The following is a 21,063-nucleotide window of genomic DNA, read 5'->3' as shown; positions in this document are numbered from 1 at the left end:
TTATATCTCACCCCCATATTCATGATTTTCGTGTGAACCACATTTACATTCATAATCATGTTCATCATCTTCATTGCCAGTTTCAACTGAAACAGTCCAACCCTCATCTATACCAATCAGCATATCGTAACTTTCACTAGTAGAAGTATTTATACGTTGAGTTCGACCATGTTCATCTAGCGTTCCTGAAATATAAGTATTGTTTTTATTATTAATTAATTTGTATTTCACATTTGAGAAATTAGATTCATAAAATAAATCATAAAAATCCCATTTATTTGTATAATTATTAATCTCATTAACGACAGGTAAATTAGGAAGTTCCGCTTTAACTCGCTGTCCATCATTAAAGATATGCTGACCAGCTTTAACTTCAAATTTACCCCCTGTTATCAAACTAATACCTTTATCATTAATTACAATACGTGTACCACCAGCCATACTTTTTTTATTCTCTAATATTAGAATATAAAGTTATACTAGCATAATCTGATTAAATCTAAAAATTAAACCCAATGACCATGATTGTTTCTGCTCACTTAGGTGATGTTATTATGATTGCAGCAGATAAGAGGGCAATGAATTATAATGTTGAGACTAATGAATTAAGCGTATCACATAATAATGAAAATAAAATACAGTTATGGTGCAGAGGTGCAATTGCGGGAACAGGTGATGTTGTATTTATAAACAGAATAATGAAGCGATTCGCTGATATTTCTATTGAAGAACAAAAGATTAAACAAATAGATATAATTGCTGAGGAAATAAATAGAAGATTATATGAAGGATTACCTATAGATTTTATTAATAATAATACAATTGTATTTTCTATTTTTAATGGTGTGAATTCCTTATTATATTCAATACCGATTAGCGCATTTCTTGAAAAACAACTGTCTAATACTTACCTTAATAAAGTTGAACCAGGAACAGTTGAAGTGTGCTGTCTACATACTCCTCCAGATTTATCGTATCTAAAAAACTTTCAAAGTAATTTACGGAGTCTTAATAGTTTCGATAGCATTGTTCAATTCCTTATGTGTTATGTTGAACAACTAAAACAAATCTTTGCGATGCAAGCTTCAATTGATCCCAGTGTTACTTCTGCATTTGATTTATATTTACAGTCTTGCCAGTCAGGTCAAAGGCTTGCTTTACATATTGAAAATCCGCTTTTAATTTCATCTATTATATTTAAATGACTAAACATCTAATTTAGAAGTACTTATTTTGATATGCTTCTATGTAAAAGATAAAGTCGAAGAATATAAAAATTCTGATATAGTAGCCATCTATTGATGGTGGCTTTATTTTATACATGAGTACTTTAGCAATCTTGGGTACTAAATTGAGAATAAAAACCACATCAAAATAGAATCCCCTTATTTATTAGCGAGTTGAATCTAAAATGCTTCTAATGATCGAAAAGAAATATTAAACAAATCTAATAAAATCTAGCAAAATTTATAAATCTACAAATTATTGAAAATTATTAAAAATACAAATCTACGCAAATCTAGACAAACTATGCAAAATCACTAATCTTGAGTATCATTTTGAGTATGGCCCTAAAATTCGAAAACGGATACTCAAGATTTCATGTTAAGCGACTCAAAAATCAGAAGTGCAAAACCAAAAGAAAAGCTTTATAGAATTGGTGATTCGGACGGGTTGTGTATTGAAATCAAACCTAATGGAAAGAAGTATTGGCGCTACCGTTTCCAGTGGCTTAAGAAAACTCAAATGATGAGTTTAGGTGAGTACCCTATTATTGGCTTAGCCGAAGCACGTACAAAACGAGATGAAGCTAAATCTTTAGTGGCAAGTGGTGTGAATCCTGTTGAAGATAAGGAAAAACAAAAAAAGGCTAAACATGATGAGTATGAAAATAGAGTGCTCTTCAAACATGTTGCAGCAGAATATAAAGCTGAAAAATTAAATAATCGTTCAGAGAGATACCAGGAAGCTTTTCAACGCGCACTAGATAAAGATATTTTAAAAGTTATTGGCGATAAGGACATAAAGGAAGTTACCTCAGCAGACGTTTTGACAATTATGAAAAAAACGATTGCACGAGTTAAGCGTCAAAAAAACCATGGTACCGGAGAAGTATCGGCAATCCAAAATCGTACTTTTATTGGTGGCGTTATGCGTTATGCAATCGCTACACTTAGAGCTGAGTATGACCCCACCTATGCAGTCAAAAATGTTGTTGAACGTCCTGAAATAGAACATGCAAGACCAATGGAAAAGCATGAGGCTGCACAACTTAGAAATAAATTAAGTAACTATGGCGGCTCTACTACTGTAAGAAATGCTGGACTTGTAATGCTCTACTCGATGCTTAGGACTATCGAGATTGTTATTCACCAATTAAAATGTCTATGCGATAAACCATTTAAAATGTCCTGTTTTTAACCACAAGAGTCAAGCACAGGATTTAACTTTCTTTGTTCAATAACAGCTTTCTGAGCTTTACGACTCGGCATACTTTTCTTGAGACGGGAACGTTTATTCTGTTTTTCCAACTCTTCATGCTGTTGCTGAATATGTGCCAGAACTGTACCTAACCGTTTATTCTCAACGATCTCATTCTGCTGTAGCCCAGCTAATTTATTGAAAATGCTGTAGTTGAGCTTTCGTCCCTCGTACATGAGGGCCACAGTGCCATCTGGGTACTCCAGAAATGAAATATATTGCCCAACAAGCTTATGATTCAGCTCTGTCGGTTCAAGCAGATAAATACATTTGTCATAGGTCAGGGTCAGATTCTTGGTGACCTTACGCGGTTCCTGCCAGGTAAAAATATCATCCAGTTCAAGATGAGATTCGGTTAATGGCCGATGTAAATTCTTTGAGTTTCGCGCACACTTGGCAAACTTCTGATTGAAATGCTCAATAAAGCAGGGCAGCCAGGCATTTGCCTCGGCAATTGAACAGATACCTTCTAGGCGCATTTCCTTGATCAGGCGATCCTGGAGTGTTCTATTGGCACGTTCCACACGGCCTTTGGCCTGGGGTGAGTTGGCGAAGATAATATCAATATTTAACTCATTCAGAATCCGCCCAAATTGCGTGATCTGGCTGTCCTGGCTCGATTTCTGGTTCACTCGGAAGACCGAATGTTTATCGCTATAAAAGGCCAGAGGCTTACCGTATTGTTCAATGTAGGCTCGGGTTGAAAGCATATAGTCGAAGGTCGTTTCCGCCTCACAGAAGCGCAGATGCAACAGCTTTCCAGTGGCATCATCGATATAAACCAGCAAGCAGCACTTAGCAGCGCGTCCTTCGAACCAGTCATGATATGAGCCATCAATCTGGATTAGCTCACCGAAGCAATCCCGGTTATAACGTGGCTGATATGGACGTTTAAGGCGCTTGGATCGTGGAATCCAGAGGTCATTTGCAGTCATCCAGCGCCGAAGCGTTTCTACCGGGATATTCAGGTCAAACATGCTGCTGAGCTTCTCATGGGCCAAGGTAGGTCCAAATCCCAGCAGATGTTCAGAAATAATGGAAAGACATTTTGATTTTAATAAATCATCATGGCGACGATGGCCAGGTTGACCACGACTGGCATGCGCCATACCTGAAACACCATCTTGATTGAGCTTCTGTAATAACCGGGTAATTTGACGGGTTGAAAGATTAAGGATTTCAGCAGCACGGACTTGTGTAATACGATGATCTCGAACGTCTTGCAGAACAGCAAGACGTTGAATTTCTTTGTCAGACATAGTGATCAGCATCTATATTTCATATCCAGTCCATGATGTTTAAGCCATCATAAACTAGACATTTTTATTGGTGAGAATATAGACACTTTAAATGGGTTCTAACAGAGATTCGTCGAATGAAATGGGATTATGTTGATTTCGAAGCTAGAACTATCACATTTCCCAAAGAGATGATGAAAAAGAAGCGCATACATATCGTCCCAATGTCTGATCAGGTCTTCAACATTCTTCAAGAGCAACGTAGTTTAGTTGGCAACAGAGAATATGTATTTCCTGCCATTTATCAAGATGGAATGCTTTCAGCTACCACAATGAATAAAATGCTTGATTATATTGGCTTATCTGATGTAACTGCACATGATTTTCGTGCTACAGCATCCACGCTTTTAAATGAAAAAGATTACGATGATAAGTGGATTGAAAAACAGTTAGCACATGCGGATGGGAACAAAACTCGTGCTACTTATAACCATGCAAAGTATTTGGAAAGCAGACGCAAGATGTTGCAAGACTGGGCTGATATTGTAGATAGCTGGAAAGACTAAAAGTTTTGCTTCTTATCAAAGGTCCATCTTTTGCCATTGTAAGTCACAGTGCCATCTAAATTAATGGTCAACTCTTTTAATGAGTAGTCATAGATTTTAACAACACTCCCATTCTTATCTAAATCAGCGGGTAGATTGCAAGTATTTTCCATTCTGCCCGCTTCCGAAACCATGATCATGACTTGCGACATCACAAAGCTCTCACACAAATCGAGACATTCACATTACTATTAATTGTGTGAGCTGTGCAACCTGAGAAAAGGAGGCACAGCAGTGTGATTGTGAAAGCTATCTTTGAACGTCTGTATTGAAAGAAAGTCATATAACAACCCGATTGGCAATCCAACCATAGAAAAACTGTTCCTGCTTTGGATTACGCTCACAGATTTCAATGTAGCGTTGTCCTTGCATAATATTGAGAACTCGCACCAGAACTTTCTCGCCTTCTTTCCCGCGTTTGGCCAGATAGGTTTTTAGAGCTCTAAGAGTTTCAGATCCATAAACACCATCAACCTCTAAATCTGCATATCCAGCTTTACCTTGGTTGTTTAGTAAGTTCAAAGCTCGTTGTAAAAGAGGTTTTGCAAAGCCGGTACCGCAATTCACACCAGTGTCTAGAAGCTCTTCGGCCACTGCTGAGCTGATTGTATTTACTTGGTCAAATCGCGGAGCTGTCCAATAGTTTTTGCGGTAAATTGCTTTGGCCACATCCAGAGGTAAATCTCGCATATTACCTTTGAATCCATTTGCTCGAGCAACTGCTTCAGTAATTCCATACTTAGTTGCACCACCACGGTCTGCTGGGTTATTTACGTACCCGCCTTCTCGTTTGATCAACTCATCAAGATATTGTTCGATGTTCATTTCACTTTCCTTTAAACGTAAAAAAGCCACCCGAAGGTGGCGCAGTTTTTTCAAGTTGGTTCATGCTTTTATAGAAGCAATAATTACATCCAACTTCCACATTAAGATTGGCACGGAAAGCAAAAGAATAAATGCAACTATTGTTTGCCATAAGCCATACTTTTCAATAGACACTTTTATAAGCTCCACTATTGGTTTAAAATGCTCCATATAGATTTACTTTCCTCTTACTTTCGTCGGTGGGTGGAATGAAAAACCCCGGTAGTTAGCGCTACTGGGGTTTTGTTTTGGGTATTAAAAAACCCACTCGATGAGTGGGTTTTGTTAAGTTGATTTTATTAGTGACGAATCAGACTACCTGAAATTTCAAGTACTCCCATCAATCGACTTGACTCCATCAGTGGGTGAAACCAACGGTCGCCATAATGTTGATTACCTGTTGTGTAGCTTATGGTTTTTAAATCATCACTAATGATTTCTCTATTAAGAGGTCCTCTTAAATCCATTGTTCGAGTGAGTTTTAGAACTGCAATATTGGTTTTAAACGCATATTCAGCTAAGTAGTGACCTTGTTCATTACTAAGCATGTGTATTGCACGATAGATTTTGCTTGTCACAAAGTTTTGGGAAATAATTGCATCTACCAGATCCTTAACCAAACCCAATGTTTCATTATCAAATAAAGAACCTTGAGCCTTCTTCTCTGCACTACTGTACATCGCAATCAGATGATGAACATATTCCACTGCAACAGGAATCATGTCATATGGGATTTCATCAATATGCTGAACATTGAAACGCTGATGAACTAATTTATAAGCATCGCTGTAATTCAAATGCTTAGTTTTAGCTACAAGAAGATTTACAGCATTGGTTAGGGGTTCACGTTCGGATTTGTGGGTTTTGGCAACTGGTGTGCCAACTTCTTTATCTAAAACATCAAGTACCCACTTGCGGAATTGCTTCGCTACAGCAGTACGAGCAAATATTGCTATTAGGTGGCAGCCACGTAGTGAGAAGATCCGCATACCCAAATTGGGTAGCCGAGGATTATCAATAATTTGTGTCATATTTTCCGTAAATTCATCAGAATTACGATTAAAAATTTTACTGACCGCGTTCTCTTGTTTATATCCTAATGCTTGTGCCAATTCACCTGAAGAAAGCCAAATCTGGCCATCTTGCCGTGGCACGGGATTGAATTTCACTTCATTAAAACTTAATGCTAAACTAGACATATCAATATCCTTTCCTATGGTTGTTGATAAAAGCCCCTTGCCGTCAGAAAGTTGGGGGCTTTTTACATCCCCAATGGGGACTTTTACAATGTAAGACTTTAAAAACTTCTTGTCAATCCCCATTGGGGATATTATTATAAATAAAATTTATTCGAGTATAGGACCATGGCTAGAAGCTCAGACGTTGAATACAAAATGCGTATGACGCAAGAACTAAAAGAAAAAATACTTGAATCAGCAAAGTTAAACAGTCGATCAATGAATGCCGACATTGTTGCCCGTCTTGAAAAAAGCTTTGAAAATCAAAATTATGAAAAAACTGTAGAACTGATCCCTACCGAAACTCTAATGATGGAGTTAGCTAGCCGTATGAAAGGTTACACCATTACTGTTTCAGAAAAATCAGACATTAAAAAAGCACCCTAGGGTGCTTAAGAACATAAAACTAAATTTCCTTAAAAATCATAAAACTACTTCTTTCTGGATTGTAATTAATCTCTAAAGAATAATCCGTACATTCATATTTAAAAACTTTAACCCCATTACTCTTTGATTCTATCCACCCTGTTTTTGGTAGTGAATACAACGCCACTAACCCATTTTTATAATTATTAGCACTAAAATTATCTAAGTGACCAAAACTAACGCTAAACGCATTAATTAACTTTGTATTCCCATCAAAAGAAATGAATCCCGCATTGGTAGCTGGTGTTCCACTAAAAGCATCCTCAAATTCATTAGAGTGAACATAGTTAATATTTGCCTTATTAGTCTCATGATCTATGCTCAAATTTTTAGGATGTTCTGCTTTCAGTGATAAAATGGATTTACCCAATGCTAAACCGCTTATATTAATTTTACTTTTTGCCACCTCGCAACTATTTGCATATGCGAATACAGGAAGGCAAATAAGACCCAATAAAATAATCTTTCTCATAAAAACCTACTTATAAACTTTTCTCAATTTCAATAATTAGAGCACCTTAAAGTGCTCTATTTATTTCGATTTGCTTGCTTGCACTGAATGTACCAATTGTTTGCAAATTCAGTTATTGCTTCCGCCTTATACTCTTCTGATCCAAACTTTGGTTCTTTATAGGCTTCCTCGACCATCATCTCCATTAACCTTTTGAAATCCCTGCTTGGTTTGATACTCTCTATCATCTCCATTTGTCTAACCACAGAAACCCCTTCCTGCCTAAAGAGCATGACATTTTCAGCAAGTTTATTCACATCTCTACAGTGTTTATCATTAGTATCGGCTGAGTGAGTTACAAATGATGCTGTGAGTAAAAATGCAATTGGTAGTAGCTTTTTCATCAGTTACTTCCTTACATACTCTGGAAATTCTTTTAATAAACTATTACAAATCTTATTCTTCCCGTCTTTCTTTACATTTCGGTCAAATTCTTTCATGCCAAATATAAGGACTTTTTTTCCATATTCTTCGCCAAGTTCATGCTGAAAACACTTGGCTGAATCTGAGATTAACTCATTGTTATATTCACTATATCCACATTCAAATTGTGCTCTAGTTAATAAACCATGGACCGAAACAATCTGCTCACAATAAGTTGGCTCATCTCCATTTTTGGGAGCTAAAGCATGTGAAAATGATGTGGAAAAAACAGCCACTAACATGCTCCCTAAAATTATCTTTTTCATGAATTTCACCAATTGTTATAAATATAATAACTTTAACAAACTGGTTACTAAATGTCACATAAAGGAAAACCACCCGAAGGTGGTCGTTTCATAATATTGGTCGTCAATAGGTTTTCGTAGTAGTCAGCGGCTTGCAGTGTCAACAGGTAATTTCTCTCTTATACGTGTACTTCTAAACAAGACCGCCCGAAGGCGGCATTAGCTGTTTTCAATGTCTTTTCTGGCTTTCTTAAACTCTTTAATCACTTCAACAATCGTTTTCCCTTCCTGTTTATCTATGAAATTAAAAATCCAACGGACTAAAGCCCAACCGGGTAAACCACAAACAAAGAAGAACCCACCTAGAGCAATCATCCCCCATACATCAGTAACCCATTCATGAAGTCCCCACTTCACAATAATGAATGAGCCGCCAGCCAAACTTGATACAACCGTACAGATCAAACCAACTGCCCACTCTTGTGGTGAGCGTGGCATTCGTGTCATCAATACAACTGCTGCAACTAAAGCAACCGCTAAAGTCACCATAATTGCTGCACCATAAAATTTTAAAATTGCTGTTAAACCGTTAGTGGAAACTGGTTCCATTAATATCTCCAGAAAATAAAAAAACCGCTAGGAAGCGGTAGTTTTTCGTTGTCCAATCCATCATTGGACCGACCATAAAAAAAGCACCCGGTTGGGTGCTATCTAAGAAATTTCTAAATTAAAAATTTACTGCTTCAATTTCTTCATATGTCAAAGCAGCTTCAATTTTCTGTCGTGCAATACGCCCACGTTCATGAGCGTTTGCAATATGCGCTTGCAATGCGGCATAGAGTTGCTGCAACTGTGATGCGCTTAAATCAATTGTTGTGTTATCAGCCAAAGTCCAAATTTGATCTACACCTGCAGCAGCCGCACCCATGATACGACCTTGTGACACTTGATCTGAGTCATAAATATTGCCCTCAAACTCAAAACCACCAAACTCAAGTTGATCTCGCATGACTTTAATCTCGGCCCATTTCTGGGTTTTAATTTCGTCGAGTGAGCGGGGGTCGACCCATTGCTTTATGTCATAGTTAAATATGTGGTACGGGGATGGCTGAGCAGGCATCTCTACCCACCCACCCTGATAAAACATATTTGAGCTTGGCGGGTCATCAACCGCAACCCCATCTTTCGGGGTGTTTAAAACAACTGTTTCTTCATTTGCATAAATCATCTGAAGAATTTCACCATTTTTTGAAATAATTGCTGTCATTTTTTCAGCTCCAGCGCAACAAAACGAATGTTATTCACACCGAATACACCTGACGGGTGATTCAATACAACTCTTATTGCTCTACTCCCTCTATTTGCAAATCCAAGCTTAAGAGTGTAAGTCGTAGTACCAATTGTGTTATCAGTGTCTATTATCGCAAGAGCGTTTAAAGCTCCTTCAAAATAGAATCCAGATTGACCAAGCACTTGTGTCGGCGGCACTTCCGCTCGCCCCACCAGAACAGACCCTTTGTATACAGAAAGCACTAATCTGAGCATCAATCTGTCATTTTCACTAAGATTGCCGTTGTCTTGAGCATAAGCAGTCAAATATGCAGATGCTGCTACATTACAAGAAGCATCAAATCTGCATTGCCCTCCTTGTCTATTTAGCGTTATCGTCGCAAGCGGGCTAAACTTTGCTTCCCACTCGGTCAATTGAGCAGTGAAATCAAAGTATTGCGGGAAAAATTCCCCAGTGGTCCGTACAATATTTGGGTTTGAGACTCCAATTGGCACTGTAACTGCTTCATTTTGAATTTTTAGCGTAGTCACCGCCAAATCATCAATCTTCCCACTAGTCACCGCCAAATTATCAATCTGCGCAGATTTCACAGCCAAGTCTTTAATATGGGACGTATCAATAGATGCATAATCCATAAATGCGGTTTTGAGATAAGCCCCTACCGGAAATACCGTGCCTGTGTTTGGGTCGGTGTAAGGCGTATTGCGGAAAATGAATGGGTAATAACCAGTGCTATCACCTGAACCAATCGCAAATGAATCAAAGTTCAGAATAAAATCAGATTCTTTGCCATCGTTAGCACCGCCCCATCCTGCAACTTTGCCGTTTACGTCAAGCTTGATGTACTTTTGCGCATACAAGCCGTTTACTGATTCGCTCACCTCCTGAATTGATGCGGTGTTTTGACCTACGGTTGTTTGCAAGGTTGTTGTTGCTTGCACGTTTGCAGAAACAGCATCAGCATTCGCTTTGATTTGTTGCTTGTATAAAGCATCGTTTTCTTTAATCGTTGCAACAACTTGATCTGTACGTTTAGATTGAGCCAAATCGCCTTCAATACGTGCAGATTGCTCCGACCATACGCCTGCATAACCTCCCTCATTACCTACCAATTCAGATTCTGAACCAATCAAAGGCGGGTTGAGTTGAGCGTAAACACCGTCAATACGAGTTGTTTGAGCAGTGATCTTATTATCAACGTCTCTCACATCAGATTTGACTTGCTCCAGTGCACCAGTGCTTGCCTTGCCCCCCAAATCGACTTTAATAGACTGGATCTGCTCTGCATTGGCAGCTGATTGAGAAGCTGCTGCACTCGATTGAGATAATGCGGTTGCTGCATTCGTTTTCGCTTCATTCGCATTAGCTGCTGCACCATTTGCCGTATTAACTGCATTACTTGCAGTTGAACTTGCTGCAGATGCTTCTGCATGTGCTTGTTGTGCAATCGATGCCGCTGAATCAGCTTGTGATGCGGCTATTTCGGCTTTGCTTATCGCACTTGCTGCATTCTGCTTTGCTTCACTTGCATCTGTTGCAGCTATATTCACACGACTGTCGAGTGCAGTTAAAGCCTGAGCATTACTTTCAGACTTAGACACGGCTGATTCAGCACTTTGTCGAACATTCGCAAGAGCCTGATCATTACTTGCACTGTAATCAGTTAGAGCTTTAGCAATAACTTTGTCGCCCTCAATACGCGCAATTTGCTCTGAATTTATGCTTGCAGCATTTTGATTTATAGAAACAATTACTTGATCTGTACGTTTTGCTTGTAATAAATCTCCTTCTTGTACAGCAGATAAAATTGACCAGACACCCGCATAACCAGCATCATTGCCAATCAAATCAGATTCAGAACCAATCAAAGCGGGCTTAGTAACAACTTCTACACCTGTTACACGTTCAGCTAGTGCTCTATCACCCTCAATCCGTGCTTTACTTTCATCAGTAACTAATGCACGGGTTTGAATATCATTTTCAACCGACTCAGCTCTCACTGTTTCAATTAATTCTGCATTTGCAGAGTCACCTTCAGCACGAGCTTTTGCCTCTTGCTGAATTGCTGCTGTATTATCACCAGCTTGTGCAACTACAGTATCAATTCTTCGACCTAATGCACTATCAGCGTCAGTTCTAGCTGTTTCCTCACGCTGAATTGCAGCTGCATTATCAGAAGAACTAGCACTAACCGCTTCAATTCTCTGAGAGAGATGTTCATCACCGCTAATACGCTCTTCTTTTTCAGAGGTAATTGCTGTATCACGCAATTTTGCTTCTTCAAGAATTGCAGCTTCACGTGCTTTTTGTTCTGAAAAATCAGCATTGATTCGGTTCTGAACTTCTTGTGCAATTAACTGATTTGCAGAATCAATATCTTTAATTCGTGCTTCACGCTCTAAATTAAGATTGTCATTTGCTTGATCTATCGCTTGTTGAACAGAGCTTTGACGGTCTTTAACTTCTTGCGAAATTTGGTCTTTGGTATTCTTGATGTCCTGCTTAATCTCAGGAATCTGAACATCAATAGTCTCAATTTGATCAATCTTAGTTTTTAAATCCTGACTAAGTTGAGTTTCACTGATTTGATCATTCAAGAGCTCCAGAACATCTGTAGCATCGGCAGAAGTTGTCGCATGAGTCCAGTCCGACCAAGGTCCAACATTTCCGATCCGGTCAATTAAACGAGCTTGATAAAATTGAGTTAGGTTTGGCTGCAAACCTTGAACTGTATGTGTAGTCGTCGGATAAGCGAATAAGCCCAATTGAGAAATATTGCTGGTACCATCTGGCGATAGACGAATTTCAGTATAAGCAGTATCAAGCGCACCTGAAGATGGAAAGCCCCAATCAAGTTTTATACCGAATAAAATTCCTGTAGCTTGAATAAAAGCGGGTTTCGGCGGCAAGCCTTGCTTTCCAGAGAGTTCAGTCAAAGTTGAATAAACAGGTAAAGAAGCGATCTCAAATGCTGAAATCGCAGTTACACGTGCTTGATACTGCCCTGCATAAATGCCTGGTACTTCGACTGAGTTGTTGCCAGTAATTGGTAGCTTAATCCAACTACCATCATCTTTACGCCACTCAACCTGATACTTTACTGCTCCTTTAGTCTGTGACCAGGACACAATCATTGTCGCCACATTGATACCCTGATCAATACGGCTTTCACTAGTAATTACGACATCAGTTACAGGATCCTGAATTGTTGGGTTCACAATCGAAATCGGAACATCATCAAAATAAGCACCCTTGTCAATCGCATCAAACTTAGCTGGGTTATATTGAAGTGCAGTCACTGAAAATTGATGACTTTCGTCTTGAGTAATCGAGATCACTCGAAACTTCATTGTTGCTAAATCTTGGGCATCTATAACCCATACATTTTGAGTGGCAATAGCATCAAATTCATGAGTAACAGTTACCACTCGACCCGAAATAGATTGAACAATACGAGTTTGAGCTTTACCATCCTCACCGTTAATAATGAGTCTGTCGCCAGCAATTGCCACAACATCATCACGGTCAAGAGTAATGCTTTTACGATCAGCAGAGATTTTAGAAACACGTCCACCGTTTGCTCGACCAGCGAACAGAGGATCCGCAATTTCAACCACTTTGCCAGGTAGAGGAATATGTCCATCAAGACCAACTTTAAAACTAACAGTTCGTGTTTCTAACTGTTCAGACTTTAATGCCCACCAGCCCGCTCGCTGCGCTTGTCCACGTGAAGTACATCCCCAAGCATCAATTTCTAAGATACGAACTTGGCCAGCTTCGGCAATCGCCTTTTCATCACGAACAAACTCATATTCCGTTTTGTAGTGATTAGCCGGGTTATCCCACGCTACTTTAACGACATTATGTCTATCTCGAGCACGGGTTCCCGCGTACTCAAAATTACCTTCAATAACATTGGCACGCGTATATGTGAAATAAGTATCTTGGGGAATATCCGCATCACAAATAATGCTCATCCCATCCCAGAATGTTATCGCACGAAATACACCTGCTAGCTTTGTTAAAATCTCAAAAGCGCTTTCAGCACTCTGAAGATAAACATTACAAGTAAAGCGTGGTTCCTGACCACCCAAGCCATCTGGAACAAGCTCATCACAATATTGCGCTAAACGATATAAAGACCACTTATCAACCATTAGCGGGGTTAAGCGGTCGCCCAAAGCATAACGGTCAGTAGTGCATATATCGTAATAGATCCATGCCGGGTTATTAGAATATGCCTCTTTGAAAGTACCGTCCCATATACCCACATACTGGCGTGTACTAGGGTTATAGTTTGTAGGAACTTTTAGAATTCTTCCCTTTGTATCTGCTGCAATTTTGGCAACGTTTCCAAAAGTTTCAGCATCATATTGAAGGCCCAATAATGCTGTATTGGGGTAACTTAATTTCGCATCAATAACTTCGGTTACAGCGGAAATATACATCTTGTCGCTGATAAATTCAGAAGTAGAATTAGGAGTAAGACGGCGCACACGAACAAGCCATCCAGAATCAGCTCGAGGCAAATTAATGCGGTGTGCTCGTTCGTAATTAGCAGATGTTTTATCTGAAATTTTGGTTTTTAGTACTTCAGTCCAGATCCCCCCGTCAGTCTGTAAATCAATTGCATATTCAATTGTTACGCCTGATACATCACCATTTGTGGCATCTTGGCTTCGTAATGGCCCCCATTTCAAGCGTAAGCGAACCGCATCAAGATCAAGATTACTAAAAGCGCGGACCCATGGCGTTTCGGACTTCAACTCCACATCGATGGCGGTTTCACTTTCAACTGCTGGAAAGCCCTCAATGTATTCCTGATCATTAGTTCCTCTTCGAAAATCAACTTTTACATTTTCAAAGTTAAAACTTCCGTCTGCATTTTGAAGTGGAGTTTCTTCTAAATAAATTGACTGGAGGCCATTTGCTAGCCCCTCAATTTCTCCTTCAGCTAATCCATAAAGGACTTTAATATATGTTTTCGACTGTGCAGAATCTGGAGAAATTACGGGTTGCCGTTGTTTTTTACTTCCCTTTTTTGCGCCTACTACTGCATTCATAAGAAATCTCACGCAATAAAAAAGGCGCTAGAAAGCGCCTGTTAAATAATTAAAATTTACATCTGATCTTCTGGATATTGACCAGCACTCACAATAAATCCACCAATCTCACGTTGCCCATATAAAAGCGGCACAGGATTACCTTGAGCAACCGTTGTTACGGCTCCGCCAAAGCCTTTATTCGCTCTGTTTCCATCTTGGTTTTGATCTTGAGTAGTTTCGATTTTAGGCATTAACATCATGGCAACTCCCCCGAGCATCATCCCAATACCAGAGCCAATCAGAGCAGCTCCTAGTGGGGCTCCGCCGCCCAATGTACCTACCGTCACCAAAACGCCTACGACGATTAAAACAGCGCCTAATACTGTCTGCAGAATTCCACTATCTCCACCTGCACCAATTATCCGTGGAACAACATGAATAATTTCAGCTTCAGTATTCATATCAAGCTGTTCTTCACCAATGTTATCGCCAGTAATCAGCCGCTTGGTTTCGTGGTCATAAATCGCAGGTCGTTTCTTTCCCCGCTTATTACTTGAGTTCTTACTTTTTAAAAACACGGCAAAGCGTAGACCCTGTTCATGTGCATGTAACATAAAATGCTCAAAGCCAGCGATCTGGACGGATAATGCACGCATTGCTTCACGCGTATTTGCGACATCGAGCTTAAATTCACGACCAAATTTTTGCCCCAAGATGCCGTACAACCTAATTGTTTTTAACATCTTTATGCCTCAAGATTTTTACCGTTCTTGTTGACCATTGCTGTCCGTAGATTTCACGAATAGATTTACGGCCGTGAAGCTGATGCAAAATTAATGTATTGCCAATACAAGGTTCAGATTCTTCAGACTTTAAATTTGCATTATCTCCCAGCCAAATGATGCAATGATTTGGATGTTCAGTTCGAGGTACTCGGCAAATCAACATATCTCCATATTGCGGTGTATCAACTTCATAAAATCTGGCTTTCGGAAAGTTATCAATCAATATTGACGGATGATTTTTGTCTTCCCACCAACCATCTTTCCGTTCAAAGTCTGGCAATTTAATACCTAGCTCACGGTCATAAAAGTCACGAACCAATGCATAACAATCCTGATAATAATGAATATAATTACGCCCCACTAAGGGAGCGCGATACCCACAAGGCTCGTAGACTTGAAAATCAAGATCCGGATATGAACAAATGACCCACTGCTTTTGATGTAATTCCATTTGAGTCAGATCAAGTTCTGAAGCTCTTGTTGTTCCATCTGGATGAGAGTGTACATAAGCTAAGATTTCGCCTTGATCTTCAGCACTTGCCAAGTCTTCGGGATGAATTTCAAACTGATCAGATTGTTCAGCGATATTGCGACAAGGAATATATTGCTTTTCGACAATCACCCCACAGCATTCATGCGGGTAACATGCATCAGCATGGGCCATGATTGCTTTTTTAAGTTTTGCTGTAAGTTTCATAAAACCTCACAATAAGCTTGAAGCTGGGAACCCACCAAATGGCAATGGTTTATTTTCACCAAATCGCAAGCGGCAAGAACGTAAATGCCCACCGCATCGATCAAGTGCAGGATTATCTGTTAGCTCATCTTTATCGGTGAACATTGCTACACCTGTGTATCCACATTCTTCGCCACGATACTTCCCGACCATGCACCAGTGACATAGTGAGGTGATTTGTCGAACTGGGATTTTCAAACCTTCAAAATCTATAGGATTAGAAAGCTCAAAAGTCACCACCTGAGAGTTTTCAGAGGTTTTCTGTTCGATATACCAGATTTGTTCTTTAGCTTCATTTGAAGCAGTTGGATTACCTTCTGTAAAGTTCTCAGCGTCAATATATTTGGCAAGTGTTGTAATGACTTTAAGCTTAGCCCCAGCAAAGTCTTTAAACTGCAAACAGTAAGCAGAAACAGCATTCTGGATGCCGTTAATGTTGTTCGCCATGCTCAAAGTAGGCGCTGAAGCTTTACCATCTGAACGCATTTCAAGCCCAGACACTTCCATGGCCATCGGCTCAAAAACTTGACCTTGCCAGATAATATTTCGGTTCCATACTTTCTGATTACCTGTGTCAAAGACCTTACCTATGCTTCCAGAATCAGCACCGATTAATCCTTCAGATCCTATGGATGAGTAAATTTTCTCCCAATCATGAAAAGCGATATGCCCGTGGAAACGTAAAATGCCAGCACCTAAGTTGTTGGCATCTAGTTCATACAAATGGATCAATCCATCCACATATAGCTTCTGAAAATCACTATTCAGACTCATGGGTTACCTCGTCATAAATCTGATTTCCATCTTTATCAAAGACTGGCACATCATCAAAAATAGGATTACCCTCGCCGTCAACAGCTTGAACCCATTCAATAACTGGCTCCCCCTTCTCATTAATGACGGGTTGATTTGACAAAATAGGTGTACCGTATTGATCAGTTTGAATATGAGTGACAGGTTTCTGATAGTTCTTACCATCCACAATGACCGCTTTCCCTTCATCATCAAATAAGTCTTCATATTTAGTGATGTAAGTCAGCTGTGGCGCATACTTTACTTGCTGAATCATGCGTGGTTGTTTTTCAGTGCGTGGAATTTTCCTAACAATTGTCTTCTTAATGCTGTTTAAACGGATATCAATCCAGCGCGGCTCACCATTTGCATTGTTTGGAATATCAATTGGCGCATCAAGATTGGCAACAATGTCACCCTCTTCATTCATTCTTTTCTTATATGTTTTAATTTCAAGATCGCCATTTTCAAGCGTTTGATATTCTACCGCACAGATTTTATTGCCATGAGTGTCGGTAGGAATTTCAATCCACCAGCCTTCTTTAGCAAAGCCTGAACTGCCTTTAACCAAATAATGACCAATCCCTACTTTTTCAAAAGTAATGTTCTGCTCAGCAGCCTCATCATTAAGTTCAATTTTTTCTGCAAATAGTTTTACGATCGGTGAAGCAGCTTTAATAAAGCCGTTTGCATCAATAGTTGTATTCCCCGAGTGTCTAATTAAAACCGGAACCCTCCAAGCTGCACCTCCGACCTCATTACTTCTTAGATAAAACTTGTTTGTGTACGGTAGAACACCGATCTCAAAGCCGCGTGGTAAATTTGAAAATGATGAACGCAATACAAAGACATTCGTCTCGACTTGCTGCCACGTACTTGAACCTGCTGTACCAACATCATAATAATAGAAACCCGAACCCATCACATCTGTGTCGTTTGGCATTGGTATTTTCGTCATATAACCACCCAAACCAAACGCTCCAACTTCCATGACATTCCCAGCAGCAGTACCTACATAACGACTTGCTGCATGAGTGTTGTTCGTAAAGTTTTCATTAATTTTTGCGCCAGTAGAGCGAAATGTGTCGCCGCCTGCGCCAGTCGGTGCCGAACCAAGATTTACTGTTTGAATCGTCATTTACTTACTCGCATAAAAAAGCCCCTATTAAGGGGCTATGAAATAGTTAGTTGTTAAGGGTAAAAAACTTGGGTGAACGTTGTGGAAATTTGCCAAGTGTCACCGCCAATTTGGCGAGGTTGATATTCTGGGCTAGTTTTTACCCGAACTTCACCGTCTAAAGGAGAATCCCAAAGAAATGAGTCTGCTCCCTTGTGCTGATCGAAGAATGCTTTGATTTGCATAATTTCAGCTTTATAAGCCGTTCTTTGATATGTCCATTCACCAGATCGGTTATTGATACCTATGGCGATGTTTTGTTCATAACCGTCACCGAACTTAGAAGACAAAGTATTAAAACGTTGGGTATTACTATTTCCGTCTAAGTCACATTCAAATGTGAATTTAAGGTCGCTCATAAATTGATTCCATAAAAAACCGACCTCATTTTGGGTCGGCTTTTAAGCTTTAATTGCAGCAATGATTTCAGGTAATTTCCACAAGAATATTGGGATGGAGATCATGAGTGATGATTTAAATACATCCCATAAAGTGTATTTTTCGTTCATTGAAAAACCTCAATCAACTTTGCGGTAGCATTAAGTATGTTTGAAAACTGCCAGATTAAAATTCCTATCAAAATAGATCCTGTTACTTTCCAGAAACCATGTTCTTTCATAATTACCTCTACTTTTTGCAGAACTATTGCTATAATTTCATGCATAGATACTTTTTCCTATTTGCTTAGGCGAGTGCTGGAAAACAAAAAACCCTCGACTGCCATCGAGGGTTTTTTGTACGTAAAAATATAAAAGGTGCTAAAAAAGCCCCTATTATATTGTTCTGTTTTTCTCGCTCTTAAATTTCCCCCTTGGATATCCTGGGCGAATGGGCTAAAACACAAAATGAAAAACCCACTCATTCGAGTGGGTTACTTTGATAATAAACCGCCTTGTCGCTGCTCTTGACGGATTACTGTCCTTATAGCATTTCCAAGCATTTGACCGAGCTGCTTAGAATCATTTTGAGTATTGATTTTACTTGAACCATCAGAATTAACCGTGACATAAACATTGATCGGAATATCACCCGAACTGCTTTGAGTTTGATTTGAATTAATAGCATCAAACTGACGTGCCTCCCGTCGAGTTGCCATAACATCGGATGTATTGTTAGAAACAAAACCTCCGTTCGCATAACCACTTGGTTTGCTTTGACGCATGCTTTCAACAACACTTACACCACCCCAGCGTTTGATATCTTCTTGCGACCAAACAACCTCACCTTTATGTACTACTCCAGCTGGAGTATGTTTAAGCCCATTTCCTGTATAGCCACCATCCGCAAAACCTTGCGGCGTTGCAGCTTGGATTAATGTAATAAAACTACTTGATTTAGCAGTTGCTATTGCAGCCTCAGCCAATTTGTTCCAAACGGTACCTTGGGCATTTGCATATGCATCAGATGCAGCTTTCCAAACATTCATACCAGCTTGAGCCAAAGCAAAGGCCTTTTGAGTTGCAAATAAAGTTTTATAAGCCGTTGATGATTCTCCTAGAATTGCACCAAACATTCCTGTAAATGCACCAGTCACCGCTTGAGCTTGTGATAACTGTAGATTCAATGAATCGTTCTGATAAGTTGATTCAATCATCTTTAATCGCTCAAAGTGTTCTTTCATGATTTGTTCACGTTGTGCATTCAGAGCCACCATATCTGCATTTGGATCTTTAGCTTGAATATCGAGTGCAGCTACTTGAGTATTTGCTAAATTTAAAGATTGAGCCCTCCGATCAGTACGTGATTGGTTTAGCTGGTATTGTTGACTATTACCCGTCATATCAGCTTTAGTCTGATCCCAATTTTTACTAGATTGAAAAGCCTTATCTAGAATCTCTAGACGTTCTTGCGCCTTAGATAAAGACAGACGTTCCCGTCGCTCTTCCTCATCTTTAGTAGTTAATGCAATCTGTTCCCGTTCAATACGATACCTTTCCTTAATAGCATCAACTTCTGAATACAAGAACTGTCTGGCCTGAAATAAACGTTGCTCTCTAGCTAATTGAATTAGGCCCAATTCTTGCTGCAATTGTTTTGCAAGTAGATCAACTGCCTCCTTTCTTTGTTCTTTCGTGAATTCTAAATCATGAGCTGCTTCAAACTGACGCTTAGCGAAACTTTCTGTCAAAAGTTGCTCTTCTGTTTTCAAATAATCACGATATGAGTCTAGCTTCGTTTTAGTAGCTTGCTCAGCAATAGCAATATCATTTTCAGCACGCGACTGTAACTGAGCCTTGATTTGCTCTTTACGCTCTGGACTAAAATTGGCTTTATCAACTTCTTCAAGTTTTTTTGCTAAATCATTTCGAATTTTGGTTACTTGATTTGCTACATCATTTTCAAGCTGTAGACGCAACTTGGCTTGTTCTTCAGCTAGTTTAGTATCATCATCAAGACGCTTATCAAAGTCCTTTGCTGAGATGTCACCTGCCTTGTAGCCATTAAATCCAGCTGCATACGACTTTACATTTGAACGGTAGTTTTTAGTTTCATTAAATCCATCTGCCTTTCCGCTTTTTACATTACCTGGGCCTGCATTGTAAGCCATTACAGCTTTATCAACGTTTCCATTGAATGTTTTCAGCAAATCAGATACATACCGAATCATTCCATTGATACTAGATTCTTCACTTTTAACATCAACACCATATCGTTTTGCCGTCGCAGGCATAAATTGCGCCAAACCTTGCGCCCCGACAGAAGATGTCAATAATTTACCTTTTCGATACGTATCCCCTCTGCTTTCTTGCATAATCATGCCTTCAATCAGGCCTTGTGGGATTCCCGCAGCTGTAGCCTTTGCAGGAATATTATATTTGCTAGATAAAGTTCGGACTTTTTCATTCACTTGTAGAATTTTTTGTTGTTTCTCAAGTTCACTTGTATGTTTCCGTTCAGCAGCAGTTAGCGCATCCTTTTTATCTTTAAGTAGGTCTAAAGTTTTAACTGCTTGAGCAGCTAAATCCATTTCCTCTTTAGTGACAATTGCAGTTGTGCCAGGAGGCGCTACCGCTTGCTTAGCTTTTTGTAACTCAAGAATCTTTTGAACAGCTTCTTCGCTGTACCCTTGATTTAATAAAGCCAGCTCTTCATTCGATTTAAGTACTTCAGTACGAAGACTATCGAAATAACCTTTCTGCGCTTTGGCTGCTCTATCTGCTGCACTAGCATTACCATGCAATTCGTCTGTATTTCCTTTTACTTGT

Annotated in this window: 19 protein-coding genes and 3 pseudogenes; 4 read left to right on the top strand and 18 right to left on the bottom strand. The window is 39.4% G+C overall.

Annotated elements, in window-relative coordinates:
- The gene (locus F985_RS09510; RefSeq protein ID WP_004700366.1) at positions 1-441 is read right to left on the bottom strand and encodes a hypothetical protein; all 441 of its coding nucleotides are present in this window, start codon (positions 439-441) and stop codon (positions 1-3) included.
- Positions 442-554: 113 nt separating this feature from the next.
- Here F985_RS09510 and F985_RS09505 point away from each other — a divergent pair, with 113 nt between their 5' ends.
- Positions 555-1,205 carry a hypothetical protein gene (locus F985_RS09505; protein ID WP_139344720.1) on the top strand — a complete coding sequence of 217 codons (651 nt, stop codon included), beginning with the start codon at positions 555-557 and terminating at the stop codon, positions 1,203-1,205.
- A gap of 397 nt (positions 1,206-1,602) precedes the next feature.
- Positions 1,603-2,364 (top strand): annotated as a pseudogene (locus F985_RS09500) (tyrosine-type recombinase/integrase); the annotation flags it as partial.
- Between the two features lie 53 nt (positions 2,365-2,417).
- On the opposite strand, the gene F985_RS09495 reads toward F985_RS09500, so the two are convergent.
- Positions 2,418-3,752 carry an ISNCY family transposase gene (locus F985_RS09495; protein ID WP_004699130.1) on the bottom strand — a complete coding sequence of 445 codons (1,335 nt, stop codon included), beginning with the start codon at positions 3,750-3,752 and terminating at the stop codon, positions 2,418-2,420.
- 92 nt (positions 3,753-3,844) lie between these two features.
- Between F985_RS09495 and F985_RS09490 the strand changes: the two are divergent.
- Positions 3,845-4,285: pseudogene (locus tag F985_RS09490) on the top strand (tyrosine-type recombinase/integrase); the annotation flags it as partial.
- Here F985_RS09490 and F985_RS09485 read toward each other — a convergent pair.
- From F985_RS09485 to F985_RS09475, 3 genes are all read right to left on the bottom strand, one after another.
- Positions 4,282-4,476 carry a hypothetical protein gene (locus tag F985_RS09485; RefSeq protein ID WP_004700357.1) on the bottom strand — a complete coding sequence of 65 codons (195 nt, stop codon included), beginning with the start codon at positions 4,474-4,476 and terminating at the stop codon, positions 4,282-4,284. The pseudogene F985_RS09490 and the gene F985_RS09485 overlap by 4 nt on opposite strands.
- A gap of 127 nt (positions 4,477-4,603) precedes the next feature.
- Entirely contained in the window at positions 4,604-5,149 is a 546-nt protein-coding gene (locus F985_RS09480; protein WP_001019718.1) for a glycoside hydrolase family 108 protein, read from the bottom strand.
- Between the two features lie 338 nt (positions 5,150-5,487).
- On the bottom strand, positions 5,488-6,387 hold the full coding sequence (locus F985_RS09475; RefSeq protein ID WP_000096283.1) for a BRO-N domain-containing protein: 900 nt from the start codon (positions 6,385-6,387) through the stop codon (positions 5,488-5,490).
- A 165-nt stretch (positions 6,388-6,552) separates the two neighbouring features.
- Here F985_RS09475 and F985_RS09470 point away from each other — a divergent pair, with 165 nt between their 5' ends.
- Positions 6,553-6,813: an Arc family DNA-binding protein gene (locus F985_RS09470; RefSeq protein ID WP_000124482.1), complete on the top strand. Its 261-nt coding sequence runs from the start codon at positions 6,553-6,555 to the stop codon at positions 6,811-6,813.
- 19 nt (positions 6,814-6,832) lie between these two features.
- On the opposite strand, the gene F985_RS09465 is transcribed toward F985_RS09470, so the two are convergent.
- From F985_RS09465 to F985_RS09415, 13 genes and pseudogenes are all read right to left on the bottom strand, one after another.
- A complete protein-coding gene (locus tag F985_RS09465) occupies positions 6,833-7,324 on the bottom strand; it encodes a hypothetical protein (RefSeq protein ID WP_001226299.1) in 492 nt (163 codons plus the stop codon).
- Positions 7,325-7,380: 56 nt separating this feature from the next.
- Positions 7,381-7,707: a hypothetical protein gene (locus F985_RS09460; RefSeq protein ID WP_000735265.1), complete on the bottom strand. Its 327-nt coding sequence runs from the start codon at positions 7,705-7,707 to the stop codon at positions 7,381-7,383.
- A 3-nt stretch (positions 7,708-7,710) separates the two neighbouring features.
- Positions 7,711-8,052 (bottom strand): hypothetical protein, encoded by a 342-nt coding sequence (locus tag F985_RS09455; RefSeq protein ID WP_000720514.1) that lies wholly within the window; start codon positions 8,050-8,052, stop codon positions 7,711-7,713.
- 198 nt (positions 8,053-8,250) lie between these two features.
- The gene (locus F985_RS09450; protein WP_004700351.1) at positions 8,251-8,640 is read right to left on the bottom strand and encodes a hypothetical protein; all 390 of its coding nucleotides are present in this window, start codon (positions 8,638-8,640) and stop codon (positions 8,251-8,253) included.
- 118 nt (positions 8,641-8,758) lie between these two features.
- Entirely contained in the window at positions 8,759-9,298 is a 540-nt protein-coding gene (locus F985_RS09445; RefSeq protein ID WP_004700348.1) for a DUF4376 domain-containing protein, read from the bottom strand.
- Complete coding sequence (gpJ, locus tag F985_RS0104270) at positions 9,295-14,385, bottom strand: TipJ family phage tail tip protein (RefSeq protein ID WP_004700345.1); 5,091 nt, start codon at positions 14,383-14,385, stop codon at positions 9,295-9,297. The genes F985_RS09445 and gpJ overlap by 4 nt, the downstream gene beginning before the upstream one ends.
- Positions 14,386-14,441: 56 nt before the next feature.
- A complete protein-coding gene (locus F985_RS09440; RefSeq protein ID WP_004700344.1) occupies positions 14,442-15,110 on the bottom strand; it encodes a tail assembly protein in 669 nt (222 codons plus the stop codon).
- A complete protein-coding gene (locus tag F985_RS09435) occupies positions 15,094-15,849 on the bottom strand; it encodes a C40 family peptidase (protein WP_004700342.1) in 756 nt (251 codons plus the stop codon). The genes F985_RS09440 and F985_RS09435 overlap by 17 nt, the downstream gene beginning before the upstream one ends.
- Positions 15,850-15,855: 6 nt before the next feature.
- A complete protein-coding gene (locus tag F985_RS09430) occupies positions 15,856-16,662 on the bottom strand; it encodes a phage minor tail protein L (RefSeq protein ID WP_004700340.1) in 807 nt (268 codons plus the stop codon).
- Positions 16,649-17,818 carry a phage tail fiber protein gene (locus F985_RS09425; RefSeq protein WP_004700337.1) on the bottom strand — a complete coding sequence of 390 codons (1,170 nt, stop codon included), beginning with the start codon at positions 17,816-17,818 and terminating at the stop codon, positions 16,649-16,651. Before F985_RS09425 ends, F985_RS09430 begins: the two co-directional genes overlap by 14 nt.
- Positions 17,819-17,871: 53 nt before the next feature.
- Positions 17,872-18,216 carry a phage tail protein gene (locus F985_RS09420; RefSeq protein ID WP_004700334.1) on the bottom strand — a complete coding sequence of 115 codons (345 nt, stop codon included), beginning with the start codon at positions 18,214-18,216 and terminating at the stop codon, positions 17,872-17,874.
- 146 nt (positions 18,217-18,362) lie between these two features.
- The gene (locus F985_RS25890; RefSeq protein ID WP_004700330.1) at positions 18,363-18,521 is read right to left on the bottom strand and encodes a hypothetical protein; all 159 of its coding nucleotides are present in this window, start codon (positions 18,519-18,521) and stop codon (positions 18,363-18,365) included.
- Between the two features lie 207 nt (positions 18,522-18,728).
- Positions 18,729-20,849 (bottom strand): annotated as a pseudogene (locus F985_RS09415) (transglycosylase SLT domain-containing protein); the annotation flags it as partial.
- Positions 20,850-21,063: the final 214 nt, after the last annotated feature.

It is taken from the genome of Acinetobacter seifertii (genome assembly GCF_000368065.1).
In the GTDB taxonomy this organism is placed as follows: Bacteria; Pseudomonadota; Gammaproteobacteria; order Pseudomonadales; family Moraxellaceae; genus Acinetobacter; species Acinetobacter seifertii.
Note: the sequence above shows the minus strand (reverse complement) of the source record. Positions and strands in the feature narration are given on the sequence as shown.

Bases quoted from the DNA above. Each gene is read 5' to 3' on its own strand.
- F985_RS09430 (WP_004700340.1), bottom strand. From the start codon at position 16,662: ATGAGTCTGAATAGTGATTTTCAGAAGCTATATGTGGATGGATTGATC.
- F985_RS09465 (WP_001226299.1), bottom strand. From the start codon at position 7,324: ATGAGAAAGATTATTTTATTGGGTCTTATTTGCCTTCCTGTATTCGCA.
- F985_RS09460 (WP_000735265.1), bottom strand. From the start codon at position 7,707: ATGAAAAAGCTACTACCAATTGCATTTTTACTCACAGCATCATTTGTA.
- gpJ (WP_004700345.1), bottom strand. From the start codon at position 14,385: ATGAATGCAGTAGTAGGCGCAAAAAAGGGAAGTAAAAAACAACGGCAA.
- F985_RS09455 (WP_000720514.1), bottom strand. From the start codon at position 8,052: ATGAAAAAGATAATTTTAGGGAGCATGTTAGTGGCTGTTTTTTCCACA.
- F985_RS09440 (WP_004700344.1), bottom strand. From the start codon at position 15,110: ATGTTAAAAACAATTAGGTTGTACGGCATCTTGGGGCAAAAATTTGGT.
- F985_RS25890 (WP_004700330.1), bottom strand. From the start codon at position 18,521: ATGCATGAAATTATAGCAATAGTTCTGCAAAAAGTAGAGGTAATTATG.
- F985_RS09420 (WP_004700334.1), bottom strand. From the start codon at position 18,216: ATGAGCGACCTTAAATTCACATTTGAATGTGACTTAGACGGAAATAGT.
- F985_RS09445 (WP_004700348.1), bottom strand. From the start codon at position 9,298: ATGACAGCAATTATTTCAAAAAATGGTGAAATTCTTCAGATGATTTAT.
- F985_RS09450 (WP_004700351.1), bottom strand. From the start codon at position 8,640: ATGGAACCAGTTTCCACTAACGGTTTAACAGCAATTTTAAAATTTTAT.
- F985_RS09435 (WP_004700342.1), bottom strand. From the start codon at position 15,849: ATGAAACTTACAGCAAAACTTAAAAAAGCAATCATGGCCCATGCTGAT.
- F985_RS09510 (WP_004700366.1), bottom strand. From the start codon at position 441: ATGGCTGGTGGTACACGTATTGTAATTAATGATAAAGGTATTAGTTTG.
- F985_RS09470 (WP_000124482.1), top strand. From the start codon at position 6,553: ATGGCTAGAAGCTCAGACGTTGAATACAAAATGCGTATGACGCAAGAA.
- F985_RS09425 (WP_004700337.1), bottom strand. From the start codon at position 17,818: ATGACGATTCAAACAGTAAATCTTGGTTCGGCACCGACTGGCGCAGGC.
- F985_RS09480 (WP_001019718.1), bottom strand. From the start codon at position 5,149: ATGAACATCGAACAATATCTTGATGAGTTGATCAAACGAGAAGGCGGG.
- F985_RS09505 (WP_139344720.1), top strand. From the start codon at position 555: ATGATTGCAGCAGATAAGAGGGCAATGAATTATAATGTTGAGACTAAT.
- F985_RS09485 (WP_004700357.1), bottom strand. From the start codon at position 4,476: ATGTCGCAAGTCATGATCATGGTTTCGGAAGCGGGCAGAATGGAAAAT.
- F985_RS09495 (WP_004699130.1), bottom strand. From the start codon at position 3,752: ATGCTGATCACTATGTCTGACAAAGAAATTCAACGTCTTGCTGTTCTG.
- F985_RS09475 (WP_000096283.1), bottom strand. From the start codon at position 6,387: ATGTCTAGTTTAGCATTAAGTTTTAATGAAGTGAAATTCAATCCCGTG.